This is a genomic window from Halostagnicola bangensis (assembly GCF_054653435.1).
The window spans coordinates 2,251,687-2,275,094 of the sequence record NZ_BAAIGG010000002.1; the positions used below are offsets into that span (position 1 = coordinate 2,251,687).

Annotated in this window: 21 protein-coding genes; 8 read left to right on the forward strand and 13 right to left on the reverse strand. The window is 52.3% G+C overall.

The features are described from left to right. Positions 1-52 precede the first annotated feature (52 nt). A complete protein-coding gene (locus ACYQ14_RS12960; protein ID WP_459888821.1) occupies positions 53-550 on the reverse strand; it encodes a DUF8097 family protein in 498 nt (165 codons plus the stop codon). 266 nt (positions 551-816) lie between these two features. Here ACYQ14_RS12960 and ACYQ14_RS12965 point away from each other — a divergent pair, with 266 nt between their 5' ends. Continuing rightward, positions 817-1,197 (forward strand): ArsR/SmtB family transcription factor, encoded by a 381-nt coding sequence (locus ACYQ14_RS12965; protein WP_459888823.1) that lies wholly within the window; start codon positions 817-819, stop codon positions 1,195-1,197. A 54-nt stretch (positions 1,198-1,251) separates the two neighbouring features. Here ACYQ14_RS12965 and ACYQ14_RS12970 read toward each other — a convergent pair whose 3' ends face one another. Beyond that, a complete protein-coding gene (locus tag ACYQ14_RS12970) occupies positions 1,252-1,710 on the reverse strand; it encodes a hypothetical protein (protein WP_459888825.1) in 459 nt (152 codons plus the stop codon). A gap of 444 nt (positions 1,711-2,154) precedes the next feature. Between ACYQ14_RS12970 and ACYQ14_RS12975 the strand changes: the two genes are divergently transcribed. Next, positions 2,155-2,421, forward strand: a complete 267-nt coding sequence (locus ACYQ14_RS12975) for a HalOD1 output domain-containing protein (protein WP_283836147.1) — start codon at positions 2,155-2,157, stop codon at positions 2,419-2,421. A gap of 254 nt (positions 2,422-2,675) precedes the next feature. On the opposite strand, the gene ACYQ14_RS12980 is transcribed toward ACYQ14_RS12975, so the two are convergent. Then, positions 2,676-3,191 carry a DUF8009 family protein gene (locus tag ACYQ14_RS12980; protein WP_459888827.1) on the reverse strand — a complete coding sequence of 172 codons (516 nt, stop codon included), beginning with the start codon at positions 3,189-3,191 and terminating at the stop codon, positions 2,676-2,678. Positions 3,192-3,440: 249 nt separating this feature from the next. Beyond that, the gene (locus ACYQ14_RS12985) at positions 3,441-4,847 is read right to left on the reverse strand and encodes an FAD-dependent oxidoreductase (protein ID WP_459888829.1); all 1,407 of its coding nucleotides are present in this window, start codon (positions 4,845-4,847) and stop codon (positions 3,441-3,443) included. A 586-nt stretch (positions 4,848-5,433) separates the two neighbouring features. Here ACYQ14_RS12985 and ACYQ14_RS12990 point away from each other — a divergent pair. Continuing rightward, complete coding sequence (locus tag ACYQ14_RS12990) at positions 5,434-6,834, forward strand: cryptochrome/photolyase family protein (RefSeq protein WP_459888831.1); 1,401 nt, start codon at positions 5,434-5,436, stop codon at positions 6,832-6,834. A 45-nt stretch (positions 6,835-6,879) separates the two neighbouring features. Here ACYQ14_RS12990 and ACYQ14_RS12995 read toward each other — a convergent pair whose 3' ends face one another. The 8 genes from ACYQ14_RS12995 to ACYQ14_RS13030 form a co-directional block, all read right to left on the reverse strand. Then, a complete protein-coding gene (locus tag ACYQ14_RS12995; RefSeq protein WP_459888833.1) occupies positions 6,880-7,926 on the reverse strand; it encodes an NAD(P)/FAD-dependent oxidoreductase in 1,047 nt (348 codons plus the stop codon). 176 nt (positions 7,927-8,102) lie between these two features. Continuing rightward, complete coding sequence (locus tag ACYQ14_RS13000; protein ID WP_488193330.1) at positions 8,103-9,107, reverse strand: DUF7972 family membrane protein; 1,005 nt, start codon at positions 9,105-9,107, stop codon at positions 8,103-8,105. Continuing rightward, positions 9,100-9,303, reverse strand: a complete 204-nt coding sequence (locus ACYQ14_RS13005) for a hypothetical protein (protein WP_459890070.1) — start codon at positions 9,301-9,303, stop codon at positions 9,100-9,102. Before ACYQ14_RS13005 ends, ACYQ14_RS13000 begins: the two co-directional genes overlap by 8 nt. A 267-nt stretch (positions 9,304-9,570) precedes the next feature. Continuing rightward, complete coding sequence (locus ACYQ14_RS13010; protein ID WP_459888837.1) at positions 9,571-10,071, reverse strand: hypothetical protein; 501 nt, start codon at positions 10,069-10,071, stop codon at positions 9,571-9,573. 358 nt (positions 10,072-10,429) lie between these two features. After that, positions 10,430-11,026 (reverse strand): hypothetical protein, encoded by a 597-nt coding sequence (locus tag ACYQ14_RS13015; RefSeq protein ID WP_459888839.1) that lies wholly within the window; start codon positions 11,024-11,026, stop codon positions 10,430-10,432. Positions 11,027-11,452: 426 nt separating this feature from the next. Then, positions 11,453-13,465 carry a hypothetical protein gene (locus tag ACYQ14_RS13020; protein ID WP_459888841.1) on the reverse strand — a complete coding sequence of 671 codons (2,013 nt, stop codon included), beginning with the start codon at positions 13,463-13,465 and terminating at the stop codon, positions 11,453-11,455. Positions 13,466-13,472: 7 nt separating this feature from the next. Continuing rightward, the gene (locus tag ACYQ14_RS13025) at positions 13,473-14,414 is read right to left on the reverse strand and encodes a hypothetical protein (protein ID WP_459888843.1); all 942 of its coding nucleotides are present in this window, start codon (positions 14,412-14,414) and stop codon (positions 13,473-13,475) included. Between the two features lie 102 nt (positions 14,415-14,516). Further along, on the reverse strand, positions 14,517-14,654 hold the full coding sequence (locus tag ACYQ14_RS13030) for a hypothetical protein (protein WP_459890072.1): 138 nt from the start codon (positions 14,652-14,654) through the stop codon (positions 14,517-14,519). Positions 14,655-14,756: 102 nt separating this feature from the next. Between ACYQ14_RS13030 and ACYQ14_RS13035 the strand changes: the two genes are divergently transcribed. From ACYQ14_RS13035 to ACYQ14_RS13045, 3 genes are read left to right on the forward strand one after another with little or no spacing between them, the layout of a single operon-like run. After that, positions 14,757-16,352, forward strand: a complete 1,596-nt coding sequence (locus tag ACYQ14_RS13035) for a type I restriction-modification system subunit M (RefSeq protein WP_459888845.1) — start codon at positions 14,757-14,759, stop codon at positions 16,350-16,352. Then, positions 16,349-17,599, forward strand: a complete 1,251-nt coding sequence (locus ACYQ14_RS13040) for a restriction endonuclease subunit S (protein ID WP_459888847.1) — start codon at positions 16,349-16,351, stop codon at positions 17,597-17,599. The genes ACYQ14_RS13035 and ACYQ14_RS13040 overlap by 4 nt, the downstream gene beginning before the upstream one ends. 12 nt (positions 17,600-17,611) lie before the next feature. Beyond that, the gene (locus ACYQ14_RS13045) at positions 17,612-20,596 is read left to right on the forward strand and encodes a type I restriction endonuclease subunit R (RefSeq protein ID WP_459888850.1); all 2,985 of its coding nucleotides are present in this window, start codon (positions 17,612-17,614) and stop codon (positions 20,594-20,596) included. 241 nt (positions 20,597-20,837) lie between these two features. Here ACYQ14_RS13045 and ACYQ14_RS13050 read toward each other — a convergent pair whose 3' ends face one another. Beyond that, complete coding sequence (locus ACYQ14_RS13050) at positions 20,838-21,047, reverse strand: hypothetical protein (protein ID WP_459888852.1); 210 nt, start codon at positions 21,045-21,047, stop codon at positions 20,838-20,840. Positions 21,048-21,376: 329 nt separating this feature from the next. On the opposite strand from ACYQ14_RS13050, the gene ACYQ14_RS13055 reads away from it, so the two are divergent. Together ACYQ14_RS13055 and ACYQ14_RS13060 are read left to right on the forward strand one after the other, a co-directional pair. After that, entirely contained in the window at positions 21,377-22,078 is a 702-nt protein-coding gene (locus ACYQ14_RS13055; protein WP_459888854.1) for a glycosyltransferase, read from the forward strand. Between the two features lie 162 nt (positions 22,079-22,240). Next, positions 22,241-23,404: an AI-2E family transporter gene (locus tag ACYQ14_RS13060; protein WP_459888856.1), complete on the forward strand. Its 1,164-nt coding sequence runs from the start codon at positions 22,241-22,243 to the stop codon at positions 23,402-23,404. Positions 23,405-23,408: the final 4 nt, after the last annotated feature.

Consider the following 23,408-nt stretch of genomic DNA (forward strand, 5'->3'; position numbering starts at 1 on the left):
TATCAAACTCCTCGCTCTCCTCATTTAATTCATCACACATCTCGAGCACCCCTTACTCCCCAGGCGGTTCGTTGAGAAGCCCGTATTTTACGCGGTAGACAGCCGCTCCAGCACAGCTACCGACGCCGAAGCTGTGGGACGCGTTTTCGTCGTAGCGCGCCAGGAGAAGACCGGAAAGCACCTCGAGCGCCCCGAACCCGATCCGTCGGGCTCGAGACTGTCGGATCGACCCCACGTCGTGATCGTAGAGGTGTCGATAGCCGACTGCAGTTGCGAACCCGTACAGAAACCATCGGGGTGAGAGGGGACCGTCGGGGGTTCCCTCCGCGACGCCTGCCACGAACGCGTTTCCCGGCCGTTGGTGGTCCGGGTCTCGAGTCGGCACACTCGAGTCCCGTGGTTGCATCGCCGCGTCGCTCGTCCCTGGGGTCGGCCCGTCTTCGATTCGGTCGCCGTTTTCGCGACGCTCCAGCAGGGGACGGATCGATATCGCGAGTGCGAACAGGCTCGCGAGCAACTCGAGAATCGCACGATTTCGGCGGGAAATCATCGTGTTGTATTGACGTGTGAATCATATAATAGGTTTCGGACGTTCCCTCTCCGATAGCGCCGAACGCTTCGGATGGGACGGTTTTGAGACACGGCGATACACCGCGTCTTGGCGTGATCGAACCATGTCCTCGAGACCCTCCGGTTCGAATGGATCCGCAACCCCCTTTGAGTCTCGAGGCGACCGCTCGCCCCCTCTTCCTCCCGTTTTGCGGCCGCCAAAATCCCGGAGGGGTTTATCACTGTTCCAGTATCAGCCGGGAGCACATGCAACGGACATCGTATCGCGGCGATCCGACGGCGACCCAACCGATCGACCTCACCGAGACGATCGAGTTACTGGCCGACGACCACGCCCGGGAGATCCTCCAGTCGCTCGACGAGACGAAACGTTCCGCGGCCGAGGTCGTCGACCGCTGCGATATCTCTCGAGTGACCGCCTATCGTCGGCTAAATCGGCTCGAGGATGCCGGGCTCGTCACCGCCGAAATTCGTCCCGTCGCCGACGGGAATCACTGTACGGTGTATGCTAACGCGCTGGACACACTGACGCTCTCTGTGCGTGCGGACGGATTCGAGGGAGCGGTCGAGACCGCTCGAGGCCCGCCTACCGGCCGATCGAACGGGGCGATCGCTGGTGATGACTGACGCCGGAAATGCCCGTCAGGAGTTTCGCCGAGTCGGCCGGATAGTACCAACCGATCAGGCGAACAGCAACAAACCCAGAAAGACCGACGGGAGGAAGATCAGGATCGCGAACACGTGTCGCCAGGTCCCAACCGGCGGCTCTCGAGGGTTGCCGTACTGTTGTTCCCGTTCGTAGGCGACCCACGAGCCGGTTACGACCGCTGTGATCCCGACGGGAACGATTGCGAACATGACGAAACTCCAGCCAACCACCATCGCGAACACCCAGAGACCGGCGAAAAGCCCCAGTAGTTCGCCGCCGAGAAGCGCTCCCGTTGTGAGATGCCGCCACTCGGCGAGCAGTATCGTTCCACCGATGAGACCGACCGCCCAGGCCACTACTCCCATCCCAGAAATTGCTGGAAAAGACTCCGCGAGCGGGCTACCCAACGTCGCGTAGAGAATCCCGGCCGTGGCGAGTAGTCCCAAAACAAACGCCTCTGCCACCATGAAGAGGTCCGGCCTGTCTTTCATATCTTCGTGTCTTCCTGACAGCATATGAACGTATTGGATTACCATAACGACATGGTCTGTGTTTCGTCCGTCTCACCGTCTCTAGCGGCACATATTCAGCACGATACCCTCGAGCAGTGGGAGTGTCTGTGGGGTTGGCATTCCTCGAGAGGACCGCTCGTGCTCGCGACCGGTCGATCGAATTCACTGACGGCGACTGTTCATGACCGACGGCGACCGTTTAGGTACCGATTCGGGATCATCGACGTCGATTTTCAGGGATAGGAGTGACTGAATTCGGCTGCCGTTTCGACAAACTACGGCTTCTCTCTGTCAATGAGACTGTCAATATATTATGCTATTTTGGTACTGATGTCGGTATAATTCCATGACGCTTCAACTCAATGATCAAGTTTAGCGAATTTTCGACAGTTTTAGACCAGTGGCCACGAGTTCGGTAGGTAGATGGATTTGATACGCTCCACTCAAACAACGACATCAAACTGTATCTGGGATCTCATCGATGCGGTCGCGGAATCGAAGGGAGTCGAACCCAGCCAGCTCCCTCCAATTTACGAGACGATCGATCCTGAACCGATAGAGAGTCTGATCAACGGCTCCGGTTCAGCGTTCGAACTGACCTTCGAGTACGTCGGATACCAGATTCGGATAACGCGAGACGGCTACGAGATAATCGATGACGGGACGATAGAGGCGAGCGAAAACTGGTAACTGATCGATCGGATCCCAGCCGTTTACGCATACTTTTCGACGAAAGAGACACAACGGAACCGGATTAGGAACGACGACCCTCGAGCAGATCGTGTTGGCCCACGACTGGGAAATCGAAATCGCGAACAGTAAAATCTCGACGGTGTACGATTCGATATCGACGTTTCGTGAGACGCGGCTTCCCTCGAGCGGTCGAAAGCCACTGAGTCCGAATTCCCCTTCGCGGCCTCGGCAGTGAATTGTCCGGAGCCGTATCACTCGTCCGAGGCGACGTACCGGGCGTTCGTCCAGATTTCGTCGGCATCCCTGTGATCGAAGTAGATCCGGACGCTGGTGATCAACGAGTCTCGCACCTGACTCTCCCACTCCTCGAGCGCCGCTTCGTACTCCTCCTCGAGAACGTCCTCGTCGAGTTCGTCGTCGTGATCTGTTGTCGCTCGCTCGCGGACCGCTTCGCGCGTCGGGACCGTGAGGTGAGTTTCGTTCGGGTGAACGCCGGCTTCGTTTCGGACGAACGTCGCCGGGTCGAGGTGGATCGGTTCCGGATCCCTGTCCGGTGGATACCGCTTTGGCCCCTCCTGTCCGTACGGCTCCGCTTGCACTTCTCCCTCGAACGGCGGCGTGAGTCGAAGGACGTGTGTTCGAAGCCCCTCCTCCTCGTGGTTTCGTGTGAACGCCTCGATGATATCCTCGGGATCGGCGACGACCGTCTCGATATCCGCCGCCGGGTGGGTCCTGAGCGCCCGGTCGGTAGTCTGATTCTCTCGCATGTTTCGTCTACTGATGGTGCGCTCATTTAACGCTGGTGAGATGACTGGGTCCAGTATCCGCGTGACCGGTGCTTGGATGGGAGCGGGTATCCGAGAGCAGAAATCGTCGATGCGCTGGTCAGCGGTGGAGTACGGTTCCGATTTTGGCTTGTCACGTCGCCACTCGAGCGATCGATCAGAAGTAGATCACCTTCGGTCGATCAGCTTCGGCGTCCGAACGGCTGTTGCCCACCCCGTCTGTCGAGCCGATCAGTCGTCGTCGTCCGCGGTCGCAACCGCATCGGCGCGCGCTTCGGGTGCTGCGTCTGAATCGGATTCGTCAATGCGCGGGAAGTTCCCGATCGTCTCCTCGCGGAGTGCGGTCTCGTCGAACTCGTACTCGCCGTCGAGGAACTCGAGCACCCGTTCGGTGTCCTGCACGGCGTTTTTCAGACAGGTCGACGCGCCGGGCGAGGGAGTGATGTTGAAAACGATGTCGTCGCCAACGATTTTCGCCTCGCCCATGTCTAAGGACTTGTTCTTCGTGTCGACGATCTGCGGTCGAACGCCGCCGTAGCCTTTGGCGCGTTCGATATCCTCGAGTTCGGCGCTCGGGACGACCTTCTGGACGTGGGGAAGGAATTGACGAGGGCCGACCTCGGGCAGATCGTAGACGAGGTTTCGGAGCACGTACGGAAGCAAGACGCGATCCGAGAGGATGTTGGCGTAGCTGAGAAACGCCGCCGCGTTCAGGCCGAACACGTCGAGGAAGTCTTTCACGGTCGAGATTCGGCCACGCTCGAGCGTCGGGACGAGTTTTGCGGTCGGTCCGAAGCGCGTGATGCTGTCATCGTGGACGTCAGCGTCGCCGTGGACCGCGGCGAAGGGTAACTTCTTCATCTGGAGGGTGTACACCTTCCCGTTGAGGAGGTCGTCTGCGAGGAAGAAGCTCCCGGCGATGGGGAGCAACACCTTGTCCTCGCCGTAGCCGAGTTCCTTCGCGATCTGGAGACTGTGTGATCCCGCGGCGACGACGGTGGCCTCGCAGTCGAACCGGCCGTTGTCCGTCTCGATGGTGTATCCGTCGAGCGTCGGGGTGATATCCGTGACCTTCGTTCCGGTGTAGACGTCGACGTTCGCCTCTTCTTTCGCGTCTTCGACGAACGACTTAGTCGTCTCGCCGTAGTCGACGACGTAGCCGTCCGGCGTCTGGAGCGCGAGCATTTCCGTCGACGGATCGCGGCCCTCGACGACTGCCGGTTCGATCTCGGCGATCTCCTCGCGGTCGATTGCGCGTAGTTTCGGGAAGAGTTCGCCGAAGCCTTCCTCGTCGTACCGGTACTCGAGTTGCTCGACCTCGTCGTCGCCGACGGCGAGCACCATTTTCGAGCGCTTCGAGTGCATCTCGCGGTCGGGATCGTTCTCCTCGAGGTAGCCCGCGAGCAGTTCCGCGCCCTCCTTGACGTCCTCGGCCTTCTCGAGCGTGTAGTTCGTCTCGATATCTCCGAAGTGGAGCGTCTGGGAGTTGTTCGTGACGTGAGAGTTGATCGCGGCAATTTCGGGCTCTTTCTCGATCAGTGCGATGGAATCGATATCGGTGAACTTCGCTGTCGTGTACAGTAAGGAAGCACCGCTGATACCGCCGCCGACGATGACGAGGTCGTATTTGCCAGACATGGTTTTGGAAGTAGCTAGTTTCGTGACTGCACTCCACACGGATAACTCATATTCTTTCAATCGAGATTTCGTCGATCGACGAAGCTGATATCGACAGAGAGGGCGTTCGATTCAGAAAATCGACGATTAGTTCCCGTTTGGGAATAAACAACTCCACGATCGGATAGTTGTTGAGGAGGCCGAGTGGGGATCCGACTGAAGCTACGCGTGGAGCCGAATGAAGCCACGCGTGAAGCCGACTGAAGTTACGTGGAGGATCGTCACGTGGAGACTCAAGCCACAGTGGGTTCGAGAGTGCCACGCTGGCACTCAAGCAGTGTCTCGAGCCGGGATTGGAGGATTCCGGAATTATCGGCGAGTCGCTCCTGTGGAGTTTCGAGCAGATCTCCTCGAGGTCGACCGGGTTCGGCGATGGAACCGGCGTCGTCCCGTTCGAGAATTGGGTTGTTAGGGGCAATCGATAACTCTCGAGCGGGAGACGCCACACTATGAGCCACAGACGCACAGCTCGGTCCGGGGGAACACGACCGGGCCCTCTCGCAGTCATCGAGATGACTACTACTCCGCGTGGCGGGCCCACCGCGCCATGAACGTTCATTGGCACCGCCGAGACCTTCGACCCGCGGACAACCGCTCGCTTCACGCCGCGGCGGAAACGGGTTCGGTGATACCCGCGTTCGTCTTCGACCCGGCGGTCCTCGAGTTCGCCTCGCCGCCCAGGGTGGCGTTCATGCTCGAGTCACTGTCGGAACTCCGGGCCTGGTATCGCGAGCGTGGCGGCGACCTCCTCGTCCCCATCGGCGATCCCCGAGACGAACTGCCGCGGATTGCCCGCGAGCACGGCGCAGAGCGCGTGTCGTGGAACCGAGACTACTCCGGGCTCGCCAGCGAGCGAGACGAGGCGGTCCGCGAGGCGCTGACCGACGCCGGACTCGAGGCCACGTCCTCCGACGATGCGATCCTGTTCGAACCCGGCTCAATCACCACCCAGCAAGGCGAGACGTACGCCGTCTACTCGTACTTCTGGCGCAAGTGGCGCGATCGCGAGAAGGATTCGCCCGTCCCGGCACCGAACGGCGAGAAACTGGCGTCGGTCTCCGGCAACTCGCTTCCGTCTCAGGAAGCCCTCGGCTTCGACGACCCCGAGGCGGATATTCCCGACGGCGGGATTGAGGCCGCACGCCGCCGGCTCGAGACGTTCTGTGCTGATCCCATCTATCGGTACGCGGACCAACGGGACGACCCCGCGGCCGACGTCACCTCCGGTCTCTCGCCGCATCTCAAATGGGGGACCATCGGCATCCGCACGGTGTACGAGGCGGTAGAGCGTGCGAAAACGGAGACACCGGACGAAGCGGCGGCCGAATCCTGCGAGGAGTTCGAATCCCAACTCGCCTGGAGAGAGTTCTACGCCCATGTACTCGCCACGAATCCGAACACCGTCAGGACGAACTACCGGTCCTACGAGAACCCGATTCAGTGGCGAACCGATTCTGTTGCACTCCAGGCCTGGAAGGACGGGAAGACGGGATATCCGATCGTCGACGCCGGAATGCGCCAGCTTCGAGCCGAGGCGTTCATGCACAACCGCCTGCGAATGATCGTCGCGTCGTTCCTGACGAAGGACCTCCTGTTCGACTGGCGTGAAGGGTACGCCTGGTTCCGCGAGAAACTCGCCGATCACGACACCGCAAGCGACGTCGGCGGCTGGCAGTGGGCGTCCGGAACCGGCACCGACGCACAACCGTACTTCCGGATATTCAACCCGATGACCCAGGGCGAGCGCCACGACCCCGACACCGAGTACATCCGAAACTACGTCCCGGAACTCGAGGAAGTCCCCGCCGAAACGATCCATGATTGGGTTGCCCTCGAGCCCGATGAGCGAGCGAGTGTCGCACCGGAGTATCCGGACCCGATCGTCGACCACGCGGAGCGTCGCGAGGCGGCTATCGACATGTTCGAGGCGGCTCGCGGTGACGAGTAGGTCCCGATTGTCGCTTCGGGTGGTCCGTCTCGTAGCGGGTGTCGTTCAGTTACCGTTCGAAACAGAGTTAGCGACCCGTTCGCCGGTTTCGAGTCCGTTACGGAGCGCGGCGTGGAGCCGTCCCTCGCCGGCGACCCAGTCACCGAGACAGTACAGCCCCTCGCGTTCGGCCGATTCGACTGCGTTCCGGTCGACGCCGCGTTCCGGTTGTGCGTAGCGCCATCCATGGTAATCCGTCCACACCGGCTCCTCGAGGCGGTCGTCGCCGACGACGTCGGCAGTCAGTCGAGCCAGTTCCGCGACGGTCTCGGTCGGATCATCGTCATCCCGTTCGACCGACCACGAATCGTTCGCCTGAACGATCAGGACCGACTCGCCGTCGGGAACGTGACCGGGTTTGCACTCCTCTCTCGCGATCCAGCCGATCTCGTGGTGTTTGTCGGTATTGACGAGCGCGTAGTAGGGGACCTCGAGTTCGAACTCAAAGCCGAGGACGGCGGTCAGGATGGTCCGGTAATCGACCGCTTGGGCGGCCTCGAGGAGCGCGTCGCGGCGCTCGCTCTCCCAGTCGGCCTCGCGGAGGAGGTTCGCAGTTTGCGGTGCCGGCGGATTGCAAAGGAGCCGATCGTACGGTCCCCACCGGTCGCCGTCGGCGTCGGTTAGGTTCCACTGCTCGCCATCACGGCGTATCGCCATGATTCGCGTGTTCCGGTGTACCGTCGCGTCCGTCGCTCCGAACAGACGTTTTGCGAGTTGTGTAATACCCGTCCGATAGGTCAACTTCCGTTCGGTCTCTGCGCGCCCTTCGCTGACCGTGCCGTCCTCGTCGAAGACGTGTATCGGTCCCGAAACGGACGTGAGTCCGTCGGTCTCGAGCTGTTCAGTTACGAGCGAGATCACACGCTCGTCGTCGTCTTTCAGGTAGTTCGCCCCGTAGTCGTAGTACCGACCGTCCGCGCGTCGCGTCGCCGCCCGCCCGCAAACGCCACCGGATTTCTCGAGTACCGTACACTGCGCGTTCGGTGCCTCCTGCTGGATGGCATACGCTGCGGCCGCACTCGCCGCACCCGCGCCGATGATCCCGATTTCCATACGCGACGTACGAACTGACAGAGTAACTGTCTAGGGCTCGCGATTGCGCTGCCCGCTCGAACACTGCGATGACGATATCCACGATGTTTAGGCCCAAAGACGACTGCTGGTGTGTCGTCGGTTGTGTTCTAAATCAATGGCCTCGGCACTCGAACAGGAACGACTGGTGTCCCGTCCTAGACGTTCCGGAGGATGAGTGGATCGATCGCCAGCGTTCGCTTCGCGACCGTGGCGATCCGGAGGATGTATACGGTCAACAGCAGGAACGGGACGAGCGAAAGTGTAAAAGCGGCTCCGATGACCCAGACGAGGTTTTCGACCATCATCGTCTGTCCGGTAATCGTCGTCGAATCGACGAACGCCAGCGTTACCGTGGATATGACGATTCCGGGGACTGCAGTGTAGAGGATGAGCCGTGACAGGTTGATTAACTGCCACTGGAAGTATAGCGTCTTAATATGTTCACGCACGGGCCCGAATATAACGAACGCCTGTTTCAACTCGTCCAATGCCGTGAGCTGGTCGTCGTTCAATACATCGGCGTATTCGTGCTTGAGATGTTCGGTCTGGACGATCTTCCAGGAATAGTTGTAATCCAGGAGCGCAGACACCACTTCGAACGTTCCGAACTCTGCGCCGTCTAGTTTTTGTTTCACGTGTTCGGTGTTCTCGAGTACACTGTCGAGAAAGTCCCCGACCGCCGACTCGAGCTCCGGCTCGTTGGTCGCGTCGATCGTTCGACGAACCGTCTCCGCCCTCGATTCGGTCGCGATGATGATATCGCGAGAAAATTCGGCCGGTTCTGCCGGCAACGGTTTCCCAGTGAGTTCCGAGACGAATCCCCGGACGGTCATCGCGTTACTCATTCGTTCGTGTTGGTCCCCGAGCGGTCCGTTTTCCTGCGAGATGATCAGCTGATTGATTGCGACGACGAGCGTCACCCCCAAGATCAACGCGCTGATCATCGTTCCGAAGATGCTTTCGATAACGCTGCGCTCCTCGAGAAGCACGGCGACGGCCGGGTTAATCGAGCCGATCAGTACGAACACGGCGAAGACGATACCCGCGAGGAACATCGTGACGAGTAGTCGGTTTGCGACCAACAGAAGCCATATTTTCAGCGAACTTTCGTTGGCCCGATCACGCATCGTATCAGCTGTCCCTCTCGAGCGATCACTCACTCGTCACACCCCGTCGACGCTTGAATACCAGATACTTCGTCCCACCGCCGACGTAGTCGATTGTTTCGGTAAGCTTCCACCCGTGCGTTCCAAATTCGTTCAACGTCATTTCCGGATCCCCGGCCTCTTTCAGCGCGACGCCTCGCTCCGGTCTGATGATCTTGTACTCCCACGAAAAATTTCCACTATCTGAGATACAAATCCCACTACGCCAGGAGAGATAAACCTAGTACAGAGCACACTAACTGGGCGCTGCTTCTGTCTTTCTCACACAGGACTCGATCGATCAAATGCCATATTCATCGAATTTCTGAGACTATTTACTGGCATTACCGGACGGTATCGTATTGTGGACGCAGAGTTCAGTACGGGTAAATCGATGGCCTCGGCACTCACGACTCACAATCTATCCATAGTGAATGTGTTTAGCGCGTTTATAGAGCTTTCTCGTTCCGTTATTGAGTCACTCTCGACGTGGGTGAATACGATATGCTACCACCGTACCCACCCCTAGCACGATGCCATAGAGGCCAAGCAACACCCATTGATTTGAGGATAGGACATCGAGTAGGATAGGGATTGCTTGGAAAATAGCGGTAACCGCGAGAACAATTGTAGCGATTGTCAACATCTGATTGCTATATGCACTCTCTTTCCGCCACTCAAGTTGTCGCTCGGCCTGCTTTTGCTCATGAATCATCTGAAGCCCCTCTTTTGTAAGGCGATGCTGCTTGAATTCCGTTGCCATCTCATCCGTGTCAATCCAGGTGATGAGCTCAGCATCTAGGAGATATTTTATTTCGGATGCGACTTGTTCCTCGTTCAATTCCGTAGTATCGAATACCTCGGCGTCGGGTTGAATCGAAATTTTTGGCCCATACGCTTCAATGGTCAGTTCATTTTCATATAACGCCTCAAGAACTTGCATCCATGGTTGTTCGCTCACAGCAATCGATGACGACATATCTGTATGCCCTCTGGATGACTTAATTATCGTTCCGAAACGAACAACCGGACTGGTTAAGACGAACTACTACTTGGCCATATTTAATTTTCAAGTGGCGGATCCTCCGAAGGGATATAGACCTGCTTCAACGGAACCGTTATTTGGTTATCTGAGGCGAGGTCTCGTAGTGCTGAATCCAGAAATGACCGGAGCCTCTAGATACCACGGCCCAGATAAATCGCCACATCCTATGGTTTGACCGCGAAAATTGGGGCCACTGCACTCACAACTCGGAATCTATTCACAGTGAATGTAATTAGCGAGTCTGTCGTGCGTTTTCAAAGTATAAATCAAATTATAAGATTCACTCCAACCATTATTTTTCTAACATCCACTCTCGCTTAAAATCACTCACTCCGTTATAGGCGAAAATGAACCCATACACAGTTAGAATAATCACCACGATCGTTATTCCGACAATTGCCCAGCTAGTAATAGTTCTCTCCATACCAATCTGGGAGATGACGGATAACGAGCTCAAGAATACTCCTCCCAAAGAGAACCCAACTGAAGCGCCAACTACTCCACCCAGGATTCTGTTTCCTACACCGATCCGGTTCACGACGTTGTGATACAACTCGGAAAACTCGGCTATGAAATGCTGATCATCCTCATCGCTAATATCTGGTAATTTTTCATTCAGCCTGTTTTGTCGTTCAGCTAATATACTTGCATATGGCTGGGGACTTACAGTCGTGTGGATAAAGACGAATGTGGCTAGAATAACTCCAGTCGCGATCAACAACCCACCCCAGATCAGTGGATTCTGGACATCAACAAGGCCCGTTTCAATTTCCTGACGGAATAATGATAGAGATGCCACAATTATACCGAATAACAGAATTGAAATCTGCAAACTAGCCTTAGAAGAATCTTGTATCAAAGCTCTACTTGCGTAAACTTGCTCAAGCAAGGTCCCTGCTCGATCAACAATTAAATCACCTCCGTCGTTGTCGAACTCATTAGAGGGGTAATTTCGATTGGGCCCCCTCCCTCCACTCGGATCCGAATAGAATTTTGAGGAATCGATGCGTTCTCTCGAGTCGTATGTCGGTGATCAAGCAAACTTCGACAGTAGCAAATGCGTCGTCATTTTCGAACCTGGCTCTCTCTATGAGTTATCCGATCCGATTCCGCTAGAAACTCGTGTTCCATATGGTCTACGCTATACGGATCTGGGATCGTTTCGTACGGCAGAAACGACGGACGATCTTCTCTAAGTCTCGCCTCGAACCAGGTGAATCAAAGGGGCCTTCTGAATTCCTATTGCTTCCTTTCATGATTTCCACCTTTAGTATCTGAAAGAATTTATTCAGCTTGTTTAGTCATTGACTCAGAACTATATCAATTCAAGTAAACTACCTGCTGAAGTGGCAGACAATATCATGGCTAAAATAGATGCAACGAGTAACAGTTGTGTTGGCGTCAAACTCAATGGGAAATTAGCATTATTTTTGTTATTTAATCGATTATACATACTCACGACATCTGCTTCACTTTCTCTATCTTGCTCCACATCTTCGATATCCGTAGTTTCTTCAAATTGTGGTGGATCAAAGGTATAGTATAACCGTTCTTGAGACTGAGAACGATATGTGAGCATGAAATATAACCCAAACAGGCCTACTTGACTAATAAATAAATATAGATGGCTCGCTTCAGGAACTGATGAGTCAGTTGTGGTTATAATATATGTCGTATAGGCAGAGATCAGAAGGCCAACAAAAACCAGTATTGCTAATGTTCTTCGAAGGCGGCGTTGTGCATCACATACTCGGCGATACACGTGCTTATTATATTCTTCGCGGCGATCATCCAAATCAGAGATATTGAGTGCTTCTCCTGCGTATTCTCGAACAATCGAACGGTATGCGTCGAAATCCTCTCTCGTGTACCTTCGAAGTGTGTTCAACTCATCGACCCGTTCTTCTACGATCGGAAGATATGCTAAAATGAGCAATCCAACAAGTGCATACGAAAGGCCGAGAACAATATCTAATGAATTCTGACTCGCAATCAGGAAGAAATTAGCAAGTAAAGCGATTGCGACAGTCAGTGTTAAGCGTTGTAATTCGTTAGAGAGGTTTGCTGAAGCAGTTGTCACTTGATTTACAAGATCATTCATAAACGTATGTACATCTCGAATTGCATTACTAAGATCTTGAAGCTTAGAATCAACGAGTTCTTCCTCAAAGGTCCGATAATGGTCAACAATATCATCTACTTGTGCAGGTAATTCGCCAAAACTATCACAGTGATGTGTAAGACTCCGCTGCCAGAGATCGATAAACGTCTCTTGGTCTTCGTGGATCGAGATAGCGTCATAAAACTCTTTGAGATCATCCACTGCCTCTATATCGGTACAAATTTCCCCTACATCAACGGGACCGGAAATCGTCGCTGAGGATCCCTTGACAACAAAATCAAATGTATTTGCTTCTTCTGGAACGGATTCTATCCGGTCTGAAAGAAGCGAGAAGAGCGCATAAACAAACGGGATAGTAAGGGCACCGTGCTCGCTAGTCGACGTAAAAGCAGCAGGTGGAATCGCACGGGTACCCTCTCCAAAAGCGGAAAATTCACCCATTGTCTCGGTTTTACTTCGGTAGCGCTCGAGTTCCCCCTGCGTTAGTTCACCAGGGTTTTCGATAGTGAAAACCGAGAGAAGTTCTGGGCTCGGATGATTCTCTGGAAGGTCCTTAAGGAATAGCACTGGTTGCTGCTTTGCTTTAAATTCCTCTAGATATCGACTCATCCCGTTCTGACGAATACATTCTTCTAATGTATCCAGTGATGTCCAAAACTGCGGAGAGTAGTCTTCAGTCGAAGTTCCATTGAGTTCTGTATTCGCTAAAGATTCGGTAGCGATAGTTTCCTTCGAAATTTGTAGCGATATGTCTACCTCGCAATCTTCACTCTGAGAAAGGATGGTAACTAGCTTAGCGATCCCATCATGTGTTCTCTCATCGGGACCTCGAATCATGAGTCGGCATTCTTCAATCTTATTAGCCAATAAATCCTCCCCAAAAGTGACCCCATCCTCTCGGAGTATCTCATAGAAAGTTTCAAAGTAGTCAGATATATCAATACCTTCTCCTATTAGAAGGAGATAATCGCGCCTGGAATCATAGGATACGGTGATTTTCATCCGACCGCGAAGGTATGTAGATTCTCGCTGTACATACTCGGTCAATGATTTGACTCTATCCTCAATAGGTGAATTTTGACTGATTCCTGAATCAATAGTGATATAGTTAAAGTCTTCTTGAATAGAACATCCTATAGAATCTGAAAACAATTCAACTTCTTGAAGAAGACCAAGAGCGGGTTTTTGGACAAGAGAAGAGCACATCGATTATTTATCCTCGTCTATCGCTGACGATCGACGTCTCTTTTCGTCCTTGTTTTGATACTACCTTCGCTCGTTGACCTTGGAGGATTATACGGGTAGAGTTCCCATCTCTTTCGATCGAGAATTGCTCCGGATCAAGTATGTTCTTTAACTCAGTACGGAATTCGATTTCTCCAATAGAGACCTTTACATTTCCATTTAATAGTTGTGTGTGAAGGTCATCCCGCCGATCTTGGAGGTCGTCGATAGTCTCCGATTCTACAAATGGTTCTTCCCCTCGAGATACCTGCTCGAAGAGTTCTTCATCCGGTGTGAGGCTCCGTTTTAGCCCTGCAAAATCCTGCCAATATTGAGATGGTTTCGAAGTATTAGCCTGATAGCTTTTTATCGATTCCTCGTTCGCATCACCGTTACTCGGTTCGATTGCTGGGTAGATTAAGCTCTTATCTACGTCCTTCTCGATGATCCTCTCTGCAGCAGTAACGTCATCTTCCCCGGTCTGATAAACCTCCTCTTTGTAAGGTATCTTGAGTATAGCTGCACAATCTATCCCTTCGTATCGATAGGATGCAACAACGAGTGCATCTCCTCGAGATTGACTCTGCTTTTTATACAGACGGCCTAGGGCTTTTGCGTCTGCAGCCATCTCCTCCGCAGTTCGAACCCGCTTTATACACTCAATGGCTTTTTCTTTCTCCTGATCGAGGTCGTCTCCGATATCCTGTATTCGAGCACTTTTTGATCCACCGTAATTCGGCGAACTACGGGCATCTCCGTACCGTTTGTCTTCGATAATGTTTGAAACGACACCTTCAGATAAACTGCGTATGTCTTCATTTTCACTGTCTTCGAGGTTAGATGAATCTAAGGTACAGATATGGCTGATCTCGTCATGTTTCGGTACGTGCACGACCGATACTGCATCTAATTTGACCAGATTGTCTGTCAATATGATCTAGTGAGGTTAATAGCATCTAATAATACTAACGAACTATGTCTATATTTAGGGATAGAATGAGGCGCTATCGTACATCATTTATAATGTGGTTGGTTAGATTAAATCCGAGAGTTCCTGTTGGTGCTCCTCGAAAGTAACTTCTGCAGTGTGTAGATCCTTTGCCCCAGTGAGAACAACTCGTCCAGTAGCGAAGATCAAAACTACACAATCTCGAGAATACGGGCGATAAATTAGACCAGGAAATTGCTCTGGTTCATGCTCTGTCTTCTCGAGATACGATTTGAAGAGCCATCTAACACAACTTTTAACAGGCCTTGATCAACAGTCTTCCCTATGTCTATCGCGGGAACTTCTAACGGCGAACTTGAACGAAAACTCTGGGAAACCGCTACAAAACTACGAGGTCCTGTTGACCCCTCCGAATACAAAGACTACACTCTCGGCCTCCTGTTCCTCAAAAAAATGTCTGAGGCGTTCGAAGAGCGCCGACAAAAACTAGAAGAGAAAACCCGTGATCCAGACTCACGATACTACGTTGGAGACGATGAAGAAGAGCGAGAGTACATTCTAACCGATAAAGACGAATATACCAGTGAAACCGTTTTTTACATTCCTGAAGAAGCTCGCTGGCAGTACTTAGTCGACAATGCTACTGATCCACAGATTGGGCAGCAAATCGACGAAGCAATGCGAGCGGTTGAAGAGGAAAACCCTCGGCTCAAAGGAATGCTCCCCAAAGGATACTCCCGCTCCACACTGCCCCATGACTCTCTAGAGGGCCTAATTAATCTCTTCGCAGATCTCGAGATGGATGAGCGTGACGAAAACGGAGACAAAAAAGAAGACGAAGATATCTTTGGACGTGTCTATGAATTTTTTATTAAAAAGTTCGCTATGGAAAGCGGGCAAAAAGGAGGGGAATTCTACACCCCTAAAAGTGTAGTCGAACTTCTTGTTGAAATCCTTGAACCCTACGAAGGCCGGATTTTTGATCCGTTCTGCGGCTCTGGAGGGATGTTCGTACAGAGCCACAAATTCCTACAAAGCCACGGAGGAGACACTGATCAAATTTCAATCTATGGCCAAGAAATCAAAGAATCGACTTGGCGAATCAGTAAAATGAATCTGTATCTCCGAGGGCTTGACGGGAACATAAAGCTAGGTGATAGTATTCGAGATGATCAACATCAAGGGCTAGATGCAGACTACATAATCGCAAATCCCCCATTCAACATGGATGGCTGGGGGAGAGACGCAGTTGCAAGTGATGACCCTAGGTTCAAATATGGTGTACCTCCTAACAGCAGTGGTAATTTTGCTTTCATTCAACACATGATACACCATCTGAATGACGGAGGTATCTGTGGTACAGTGATGTCTAATGGGGCTCTCGCAGTTAAAGGAGAAGAAGGAGATATACGGGAAAAGATTATTGAAGATGATTTGGTAGATACTATTATAGCATTACCTAATCGGCTATTTTACACTACGGAAATTCCAGTTTCGCTCTGGATCTTATCCAAGGGCAAAGGAAAACACACTGAATCCCAGCGTAATCGAAAGGATGAATCCTTATTTATAGATGCTCGTGAGATGTTTTTAAAAGTCGACAAGACCCATAAGACCTTGGATAAGGACCATATTACAGAAATTGCAGAGAAAGTGCGGTCTTATCGTGGAGAACCAGAGGCAGATGAATATGAGGATGAGCCCGGATTTTGTAAAATCGCGACTCGTAAGGAAATACAGTCACAAGACTATATTCTAGCGCCTGGACGTTATGTGGGAATTGAAGGCGGAATTGGAAGACCGGATATACCATTTGAGGAACGCATGGATGCGCTATCTGAAGAATTACGGATGTCATTAGACGAAGAGGCCGAATTGAGAAAGAGAATAGAGGCAAGTCTTGACGAGGTGGGATTTTGACGACTCAAACTGAGATCGATGGCTTTCAGTCGGACTGGGAGACAGTTCGACTATCAGATATCATCACGATCAACGACTATCCTAATCTCAAAAAGGGGGAACTTCAAACATACGTCGCAATGGGCAGTCTCAATGAATATGAAAGAAAAATCCAATTAACTGAGAAGAAAAATTACAAATATTCTGCTCCGAGGTTTATTAACGGAGATACTCTTTTCCCAAAAATGTCTAGGTGTCTTGAAAACGGAAAAACAGCATTTGTTGATATCCTTGACGATCATGAAGTTTCTTTTGGATCTACAGAATTTGTGGTTCTCAGAGCAACGGACAAAATCCTTCCAAAATTCATATATTATACGGTCCGAAGGCCAGATATTCGTAGAAAAGCTTACAAATGGAGAAATGGAACCACCGCAAGGAGACAGAGGATATCTACAGATGTCTTCGATAATATTGAAATAAAGCTGCCCCCAAAACGAGAGCAGCAGCAGATCGTTAATCTTTTCGATCAATTAGACTCAAAGATCGAGTCAAGTCAAAAAGCAGACCGAATTATAGAACAGATCACCCAATCAATTTTCACATCTAAATTTCTTGAATTCAACGAAGAAATTGAATTTAAGGAAACTGAAGAGTTTGGAGATATTCCAAAATCGTTCCGGGTTAGCACTCTGTCTGGATTAGCAGATATTAATATGGGCAGTTCACCAAAATCTGAGTATTATAATACAGAAGGGGACGGGCTCCCGTTCTTTCAAGGTAGTAAGAATTTCGGCCTGAAATACCCAGAAGTCGAAAAGTATTGTTCAGAACCAGTGAAAATTGCAGAAGAAGATCAAGTTCTTTTAAGCGTTCGTGCGCCAGTAGGAGATATCAATTGTTCAGAAACTAAATGTTGTATCGGAAGAGGAGTGGCAGCTCTCACTATGAAAGACCATCAAAACTATTTCCTTTATCATCTATTAAAACTCAACAAACGGAGGTGGGACATATACAAAACTGGTACTACGTTCAACTCTATCAACTCATCAGACATAGCTGAATTCCCTATTATAGTACCTCCTTCAAAACTCATTAAACAATTCAATGATATTGTATCTCCGCTCGAAAAGCTGATGAAGAACCATTTTAATCAACGACAGATCATAAGTGAAACCCGAGACCTGCTTTTGCCTAAGTTGATGACTGGGGAGTTGAGAGTAAGTGACATTAATATAGGGGAGAAACCTTCTATAGAAGAGGTATAATCTTTAATGTCGATGAATGAGATGGAGTTGTCGGAGAAACCAGCTCTAATGGTTTTTCAGGACCTTGGCTACGAGTATAGATCAGGTTCTGATCTTGGACCAAATAGTAAAGATCCAGAACGAGAATCTCTTTCGGATATCGTTTTACGCGATCGGTTGCGGAATAAAATACGAGAATTTAATAAAGAAATCCCGGAAGCAGGGGTGGAGGATGCAGTTTCTCAGCTACTCGGTTTTAACTCTCCAAACCTTCTCAAAAATAACAAGAATTTTCACGAAATCCTCACTCAGGGAGTCCAGGTTGAGTATGAGGAGAACGGAGAGACGCGAGCTAAATTTGTTGATATTGTTGATTTTGAAAAGCCGGAGAGAAATAATTTCTTAGTCTCTAATCAGTTCACAGTCCAGATCGGGGATGGTCCTCAGAGGAAACCAGATATCGTTGTTTTTGTGAATGGATTGCCGATCGGGGTTCTCGAGATGAAGAATCCGACTGATCCAAATGCTACGATTGGGAAGGCGTACAAGCAGGTGACTAACCGGTATGTCAACGATATTCCTGACATATTTCACTATAATGAGCTGATCGGTGTGATGGATCTGAGTAATGCCCGACTCGGCTGCCTCTCTGCTGGCTGGGAGTGGTTTTCTCCATGGAGATATATTGACGAGGAGAAGGATGCGACCGATGAGTATTCGCCGGCAGAGGTTCTGATTCGTGGAGCGTTCGATCCTAACCGAGTTTTAGATCTTATCCGTTACTTTGTTCTCTACTCGGATGAAGACGGGAAACTGAGCAAGAAGCTAGCAGCTTACCACCAGTTCTACGCAGTTAACAACGCTGTTGAAAGCAGTCGGAATGCTGTGACAGGTCCTGACGAGAATCGGGCTGGTGTAGTCTGGCATACACAGGGCTCCGGCAAGTCACTGTCTATGGTTTTCTATGCTAACAAGGTTCGTCAGACCAGTGGAATGCGGAACCCGACACTGGTTTTCTTGACTGACCGGAACGCACTAGACGAGCAACTGTTCAAAGAGTTCAAGAATCACGGGCTTCCAGCTGAATGGGCGGACAACGACAACCGAGTAGAGCTAAGAGACCGGTTGGATCGAGAGGCTGGAGGGATAATCTTCGCCACCGTCCAAAAGTTCCAGACCACCGATGAGGAAGCAGTCTATCCCGAGGTAAACGACCGAGAGAACATTTTGGTGGTTGCGGACGAGGCGCACCGCACCCAGTACAAGGATTTAGCTGCAAACGTCAGGAGAGCGCTTCCAAACGCTTCATACCTCGGGTTTACCGCGACACCGATCGAAAAAGAAGACCGTTCCACTACTAACACGTTCGGCGGTTACATTAGCCAGTATACAATCGATCAGTCTCAAAAAGACGGGTCGACCGTACCAATATACTATGAGAGCCGGTTGGCTAAGCTTCAGATCAATGATCCTCGTATCGGAAAACATTTTGAGGAGTTGATGGAGTCGAAGTCGGACGACTTGCGGCAGGAGATGACACGGAGATGGACCAGTCTCCGACGTATAATCGAGAACAACGAGGAAAGAACCGAAGAGATCGCGAAGGACATTGTTGAGCATTTCAACGACCGAGAGCTCGACGGAAAGGGAATGGTCGTTGCGATCAGCCGTGAAACCGCGGTCAAATACAAAAAATCGATAGAAGCGATCCCTGAAGCACCCGAGGTCGAGGTCGTTATCTCTGGCGCAGAGGACTTCATTGATGATCCCGCGGACAATGAAACGCTGAAACGTCGGTTCAAAGACGATGAGGACTCGTTGAAGCTGGCTGTTGTCTGTGACAAATGGTTGACTGGTTTCGACGTTCCATGCCTTCACACGATGTACGTTGATAAACCGATGAAGAACCATAACCTGTTGCAGGCTATCGGTCGTGTAAACCGGGTTTACAAGGACAAACCAGGCGGTCTAATTGTCGACTACATCGGTATCGGAGACAACCTGAAACGGACGTTGAGCAAGTACACGTCCGAAATTCAGGAGACTGCGATGCTCGATCTTGAGGAAGCGGTTGAGGTAATGCGGCAGAAGCATCAGAAGGTAGCTGGCTTCTTTGACCGTATTGAGTATGATGACTGGCCCCAACTCGATCAGTTGGAACGTCAACGTCTGATACATAAGGCGCAGAATGAGGTTTTGGTGACTGAGGAACGTGAAGAGAAGTTCAAGGAGGCGATGGTTGAACTGAAGAAAGCGTTTGCCTTAGTTAGTCCTCATCCCGAGTCAAACGAGATCCGTGTTGATGTCGTGTTCTTTGATGCGGTACTTGACAGTATCAAGAGTATGGAGAACCCCGGAAGGGACGAAGAGGCTGAAGAACTTGATTCCACGATGAAAGAGCTCGTGGCTGAAGGGGTTGGAATCGAAGACTTGGTTGAGCTTTCCGGATTCGACAAGTGGGAGAAAGAGAAACCGGTACTGAGCGAGGGTTTCCTTTCCGATGTCAAAAACGTAGAGTTCGAGAACCTCCAGGTGAAGATGCTTGAACAGCTGATCCGGAACGAAATCTCCACACGGAAACAAGGCAACTTAGCGAAGTACAAATCGTTCGAAGAAGAGCTCGAGAAAACGATCACCGACTACAACAATGATTTCCTCACAACTCAGCAGGTGATCGAGGAACTCAAAGAGTATGCTGACGAGATCCAGAATACCGATGACCGTCAACAAGAGTTAGATTTGAGTGATGAGGAACTTGCGTTCTATGACGCGATTTCGTCGAACTCGGAAACGGAGATAGAAGAGGAGAAGTTGAGAGATATTGCTCAAGAACTAAAACAGAATCTCAAAGAGAGTATTGAAGTTGACTGGACTAACAGAGAAAAGATCCGGGCCGAGATCAAGATTGAAGTCAAAGCAGTACTTCGGAGTAACGGGTTGAAGCTTAGTAAACACGAGCACTTGGTAGATCCGATTGTTGCTCAGGCAGAAGCGTTCTACGGCGGTACAGCCGCTTAGAATTGAAGAGTTTGTTACCCAGTCTAATTTCAATAAAGCTCAAAACCGGAGTGGTACATGTAAATCGATGGCCTCGGCACTCATAGGGCTCGTCACAACCGGTTGCCGAGACCGGCTCGGAGCGGAGGCATCGTCATCGGCCACTCGAGCCTACAGCCTCCGTCGAAAAGTCAGTTCGGATCGCCAGCCAGCGAGGTCGGTCGTCCGTTCGGGTCACAGACGACGACAGGATTTCGGAGATTCAGTCGGACGGCGGCTTCGAATTGCCGGTGACGAACGCGGAGTTACACTCGTCGATCAGGTTCTCGAGTCGGTTCGTTTGCTGTGTCGAAAACGTCTGTTGAACGCGCTGGGATGGATTCCGCCGATCTCGAGTCGGCTGATGATCAGGTGTGGTTGGCGTTCGGTTCGGCGTTTGCGTCGTCTGGGAGTGTAGATTTTGTGTGCTCATGTCGGTCGGGTGATGGAGTGGTGTCCGTGGCTTCAGTCGGTGAAACCCTGCGGGAATCGATACGTTGGCTCGAGAATCGTCTGGGGGCGGCGTTTTCACCGTGCTACGTGTACGACCGACATCTGTACTCACCCCTACAGAGCCGACCACCATAAAAGTTCATGATAAACCAATTCTGGCCGCAAAGTGGCGTGAAAACAATGCACACGGTCGTTTCGAGCGAACGGCCGTTCCGTTTCTTCGATCGCAGTGTCGCCATCTCGAGCGAGGACGGTTGCTCGGGGCGTCATAGTTACAACGCGTGCCGCTAAACTGTCGACCGAATAACTGTGAGCGAGTCGACTGTCGGTTCGGATTCCCCAAACGGGTCGGAAGCCCCGGTCGCCAGTTTCGTTATCCCGGCGCGAAACGAGGCCGACTACCTTCGAGGCACCCTCTCGAGTATCGCCGCGTTGGATACCGCCTACGAGTACGAGGTGATCGTCGTCGACGGCGGCTCGACCGATGGAACGGTCGACATCGCACGCGACTACGATACAACGGTCGTTTCCGACGACGGAGCCGGAATCGGTGCCGCGCGGACACTGGGCGCTGAACACGCCGACGGCGAGTGGCTGGCGTTTATCGACGCCGACACGATAGTCCGGGCGAACTACCTCACGGCGATGCTCGGAGTAGTCGAGGCGAACGGGCTAGCCGGGGCGAGTTCCGCCTGCCGGATCACGGGTCCCCTCCGGGCGAAGCTGATGGAAGCGACGATCAACCACGTCTTTCCCAGACTCGAGTACCCGATTCTACCGGGGTTCAACTGCTTCGTCCACCGACGGGCCTTCCACGATATCGGCGGCTTCCCGAACGTAGCCAACGAGGATACGGCGTTCAGCCGGCGACTCGCTCGCTCTTATCCCACGGGCTACTGCTCGCAGGTGCTCGTCGAGAGTTCCGGCCGAAGGATCGCCGAGTCGGGGCTCACGGGGACACTCTGGCATTACGGTCGACTGGATCTCGAGCGTGTTCGCACACGGTCGTGAGCGAATCGGTAGCCGTTCTCTTTCGGTTGCGAATCGGTAGCCGTTCTCTTTCGGTTGCGAATCGGTAGCCGTTCTCTTTCGTTTCGAATCACGTTCTATCGACTGTCCAACTCGAGGAGCGGTCGGGAGAGTGAAATAGTTCACCTGTCTATCAGTGGGTAGATGGAGTACGACCGCACCTTCGCCCGCCGGTTCGTCGTCGGGTTGGTAGTCCTTGCGCTCTTCGCGCTCGTCGCGTACGTCGCCGTTCGGTTCATCGCAGTGCTCGTCTTTGCGGTCTTTCTGTACTACGCGGTTCGGCCTATCCACAGGTTTCTCGAGCGGTTCGGGCTCCCGCGGCGAGTCAGAGCGGGACTCGCGCTGGTGCTCTTCGGGGTGCCCTTCATTATCCTGGTCGCGTACACCATCGCGATCATCGCGCTGGAAACGCAGACTCTTCTCGAAGCTTACGACGTTCAGGGACAGATGATCGATCAGATCCTCGATGAAGCCGGCATCGCCGATTTCGAGGAATTCCAGAATCTTCTCTCCGGAGCGGTCTCACAGGCATCGCTCGGCGTCCTCGGGGTGACCCTCCTCGGAACGATCAATCTACTCAGCAGTGTGTTCGTTCAGTTGCTTATCCTCGTTGTCCTGACCTACTACATGCTCGTCGACGGGCCGCGGTTCGTCTCGTGGCTCCTCGAGACGTTCGACGAGTCCGGGGTGATGGACGAGTACATTCGGGCCGTAGATCCCGAACTGTCGATGACACTCTTTGGAAACATCGTCAACGTGTTCGTCACGGCTATCGTCGGCATTGCGACGTTTTACACGTACAATCTGTTCGCGCCCGCTGCCGTTCAGGTTCCGTTTCCGGCGCTGATCGGTGCACTGGCCGGAATCGGCAGTCTCATTCCGGTCGTCGGCATCAAACTCGTCTACCTCCCGGTAACCGCTTTATTGGCGGTTACCGCGTGGCTCACTGGTGGTCTCTCGCTTTTGGTTCCCGTCGGCGTGTTGCTCATCGTCAGCGCCGTCCTCGTCGACTTCATCCCCGATTTCTTCATCAGAGCCCACATTAGCGGCGACCAGACCCACACCGGGATGTTACTGGTTTCCTACATCGTCGGACCGGTCGTGTTCGGCTTCTACGGTCTCTTTTTGCTCCCGATCCTGCTTATCCTCGTGATCAACGCCGCACACGTCCTCCTTCCGTACGTGCTCTCTGGCAATCGACCTCCCAGCCGGCAGTCGCGTCTTCAGGAGTACACGGACGGTAAATCCGATCCGACGACATCTGATCCGACGCCATCCGATCGGCTCGAGGGGACCCATCGAAGGTGAGCAA

Bases quoted from the DNA above. Each gene is read 5' to 3' on its own strand.
- ACYQ14_RS12990 (WP_459888831.1), top strand. From the start codon at position 5,434: ATGAACGTTCATTGGCACCGCCGAGACCTTCGACCCGCGGACAACCGC.
- ACYQ14_RS13050 (WP_459888852.1), bottom strand. From the start codon at position 21,047: ATGAGCACACAAAATCTACACTCCCAGACGACGCAAACGCCGAACCGA.
- ACYQ14_RS13045 (WP_459888850.1), top strand. From the start codon at position 17,612: ATGAATGAGATGGAGTTGTCGGAGAAACCAGCTCTAATGGTTTTTCAG.
- ACYQ14_RS13060 (WP_459888856.1), top strand. From the start codon at position 22,241: ATGGAGTACGACCGCACCTTCGCCCGCCGGTTCGTCGTCGGGTTGGTA.
- ACYQ14_RS12960 (WP_459888821.1), bottom strand. From the start codon at position 550: ATGATTTCCCGCCGAAATCGTGCGATTCTCGAGTTGCTCGCGAGCCTG.
- ACYQ14_RS13020 (WP_459888841.1), bottom strand. From the start codon at position 13,465: ATGTGCTCTTCTCTTGTCCAAAAACCCGCTCTTGGTCTTCTTCAAGAA.
- ACYQ14_RS12995 (WP_459888833.1), bottom strand. From the start codon at position 7,926: ATGGAAATCGGGATCATCGGCGCGGGTGCGGCGAGTGCGGCCGCAGCG.
- ACYQ14_RS12975 (WP_283836147.1), top strand. From the start codon at position 2,155: ATGGATTTGATACGCTCCACTCAAACAACGACATCAAACTGTATCTGG.
- ACYQ14_RS12985 (WP_459888829.1), bottom strand. From the start codon at position 4,847: ATGTCTGGCAAATACGACCTCGTCATCGTCGGCGGCGGTATCAGCGGT.
- ACYQ14_RS12980 (WP_459888827.1), bottom strand. From the start codon at position 3,191: ATGCGAGAGAATCAGACTACCGACCGGGCGCTCAGGACCCACCCGGCG.
- ACYQ14_RS12970 (WP_459888825.1), bottom strand. From the start codon at position 1,710: ATGAAAGACAGGCCGGACCTCTTCATGGTGGCAGAGGCGTTTGTTTTG.
- ACYQ14_RS13035 (WP_459888845.1), top strand. From the start codon at position 14,757: ATGTCTATCGCGGGAACTTCTAACGGCGAACTTGAACGAAAACTCTGG.
- ACYQ14_RS13010 (WP_459888837.1), bottom strand. From the start codon at position 10,071: ATGTCGTCATCGATTGCTGTGAGCGAACAACCATGGATGCAAGTTCTT.
- ACYQ14_RS12965 (WP_459888823.1), top strand. From the start codon at position 817: ATGCAACGGACATCGTATCGCGGCGATCCGACGGCGACCCAACCGATC.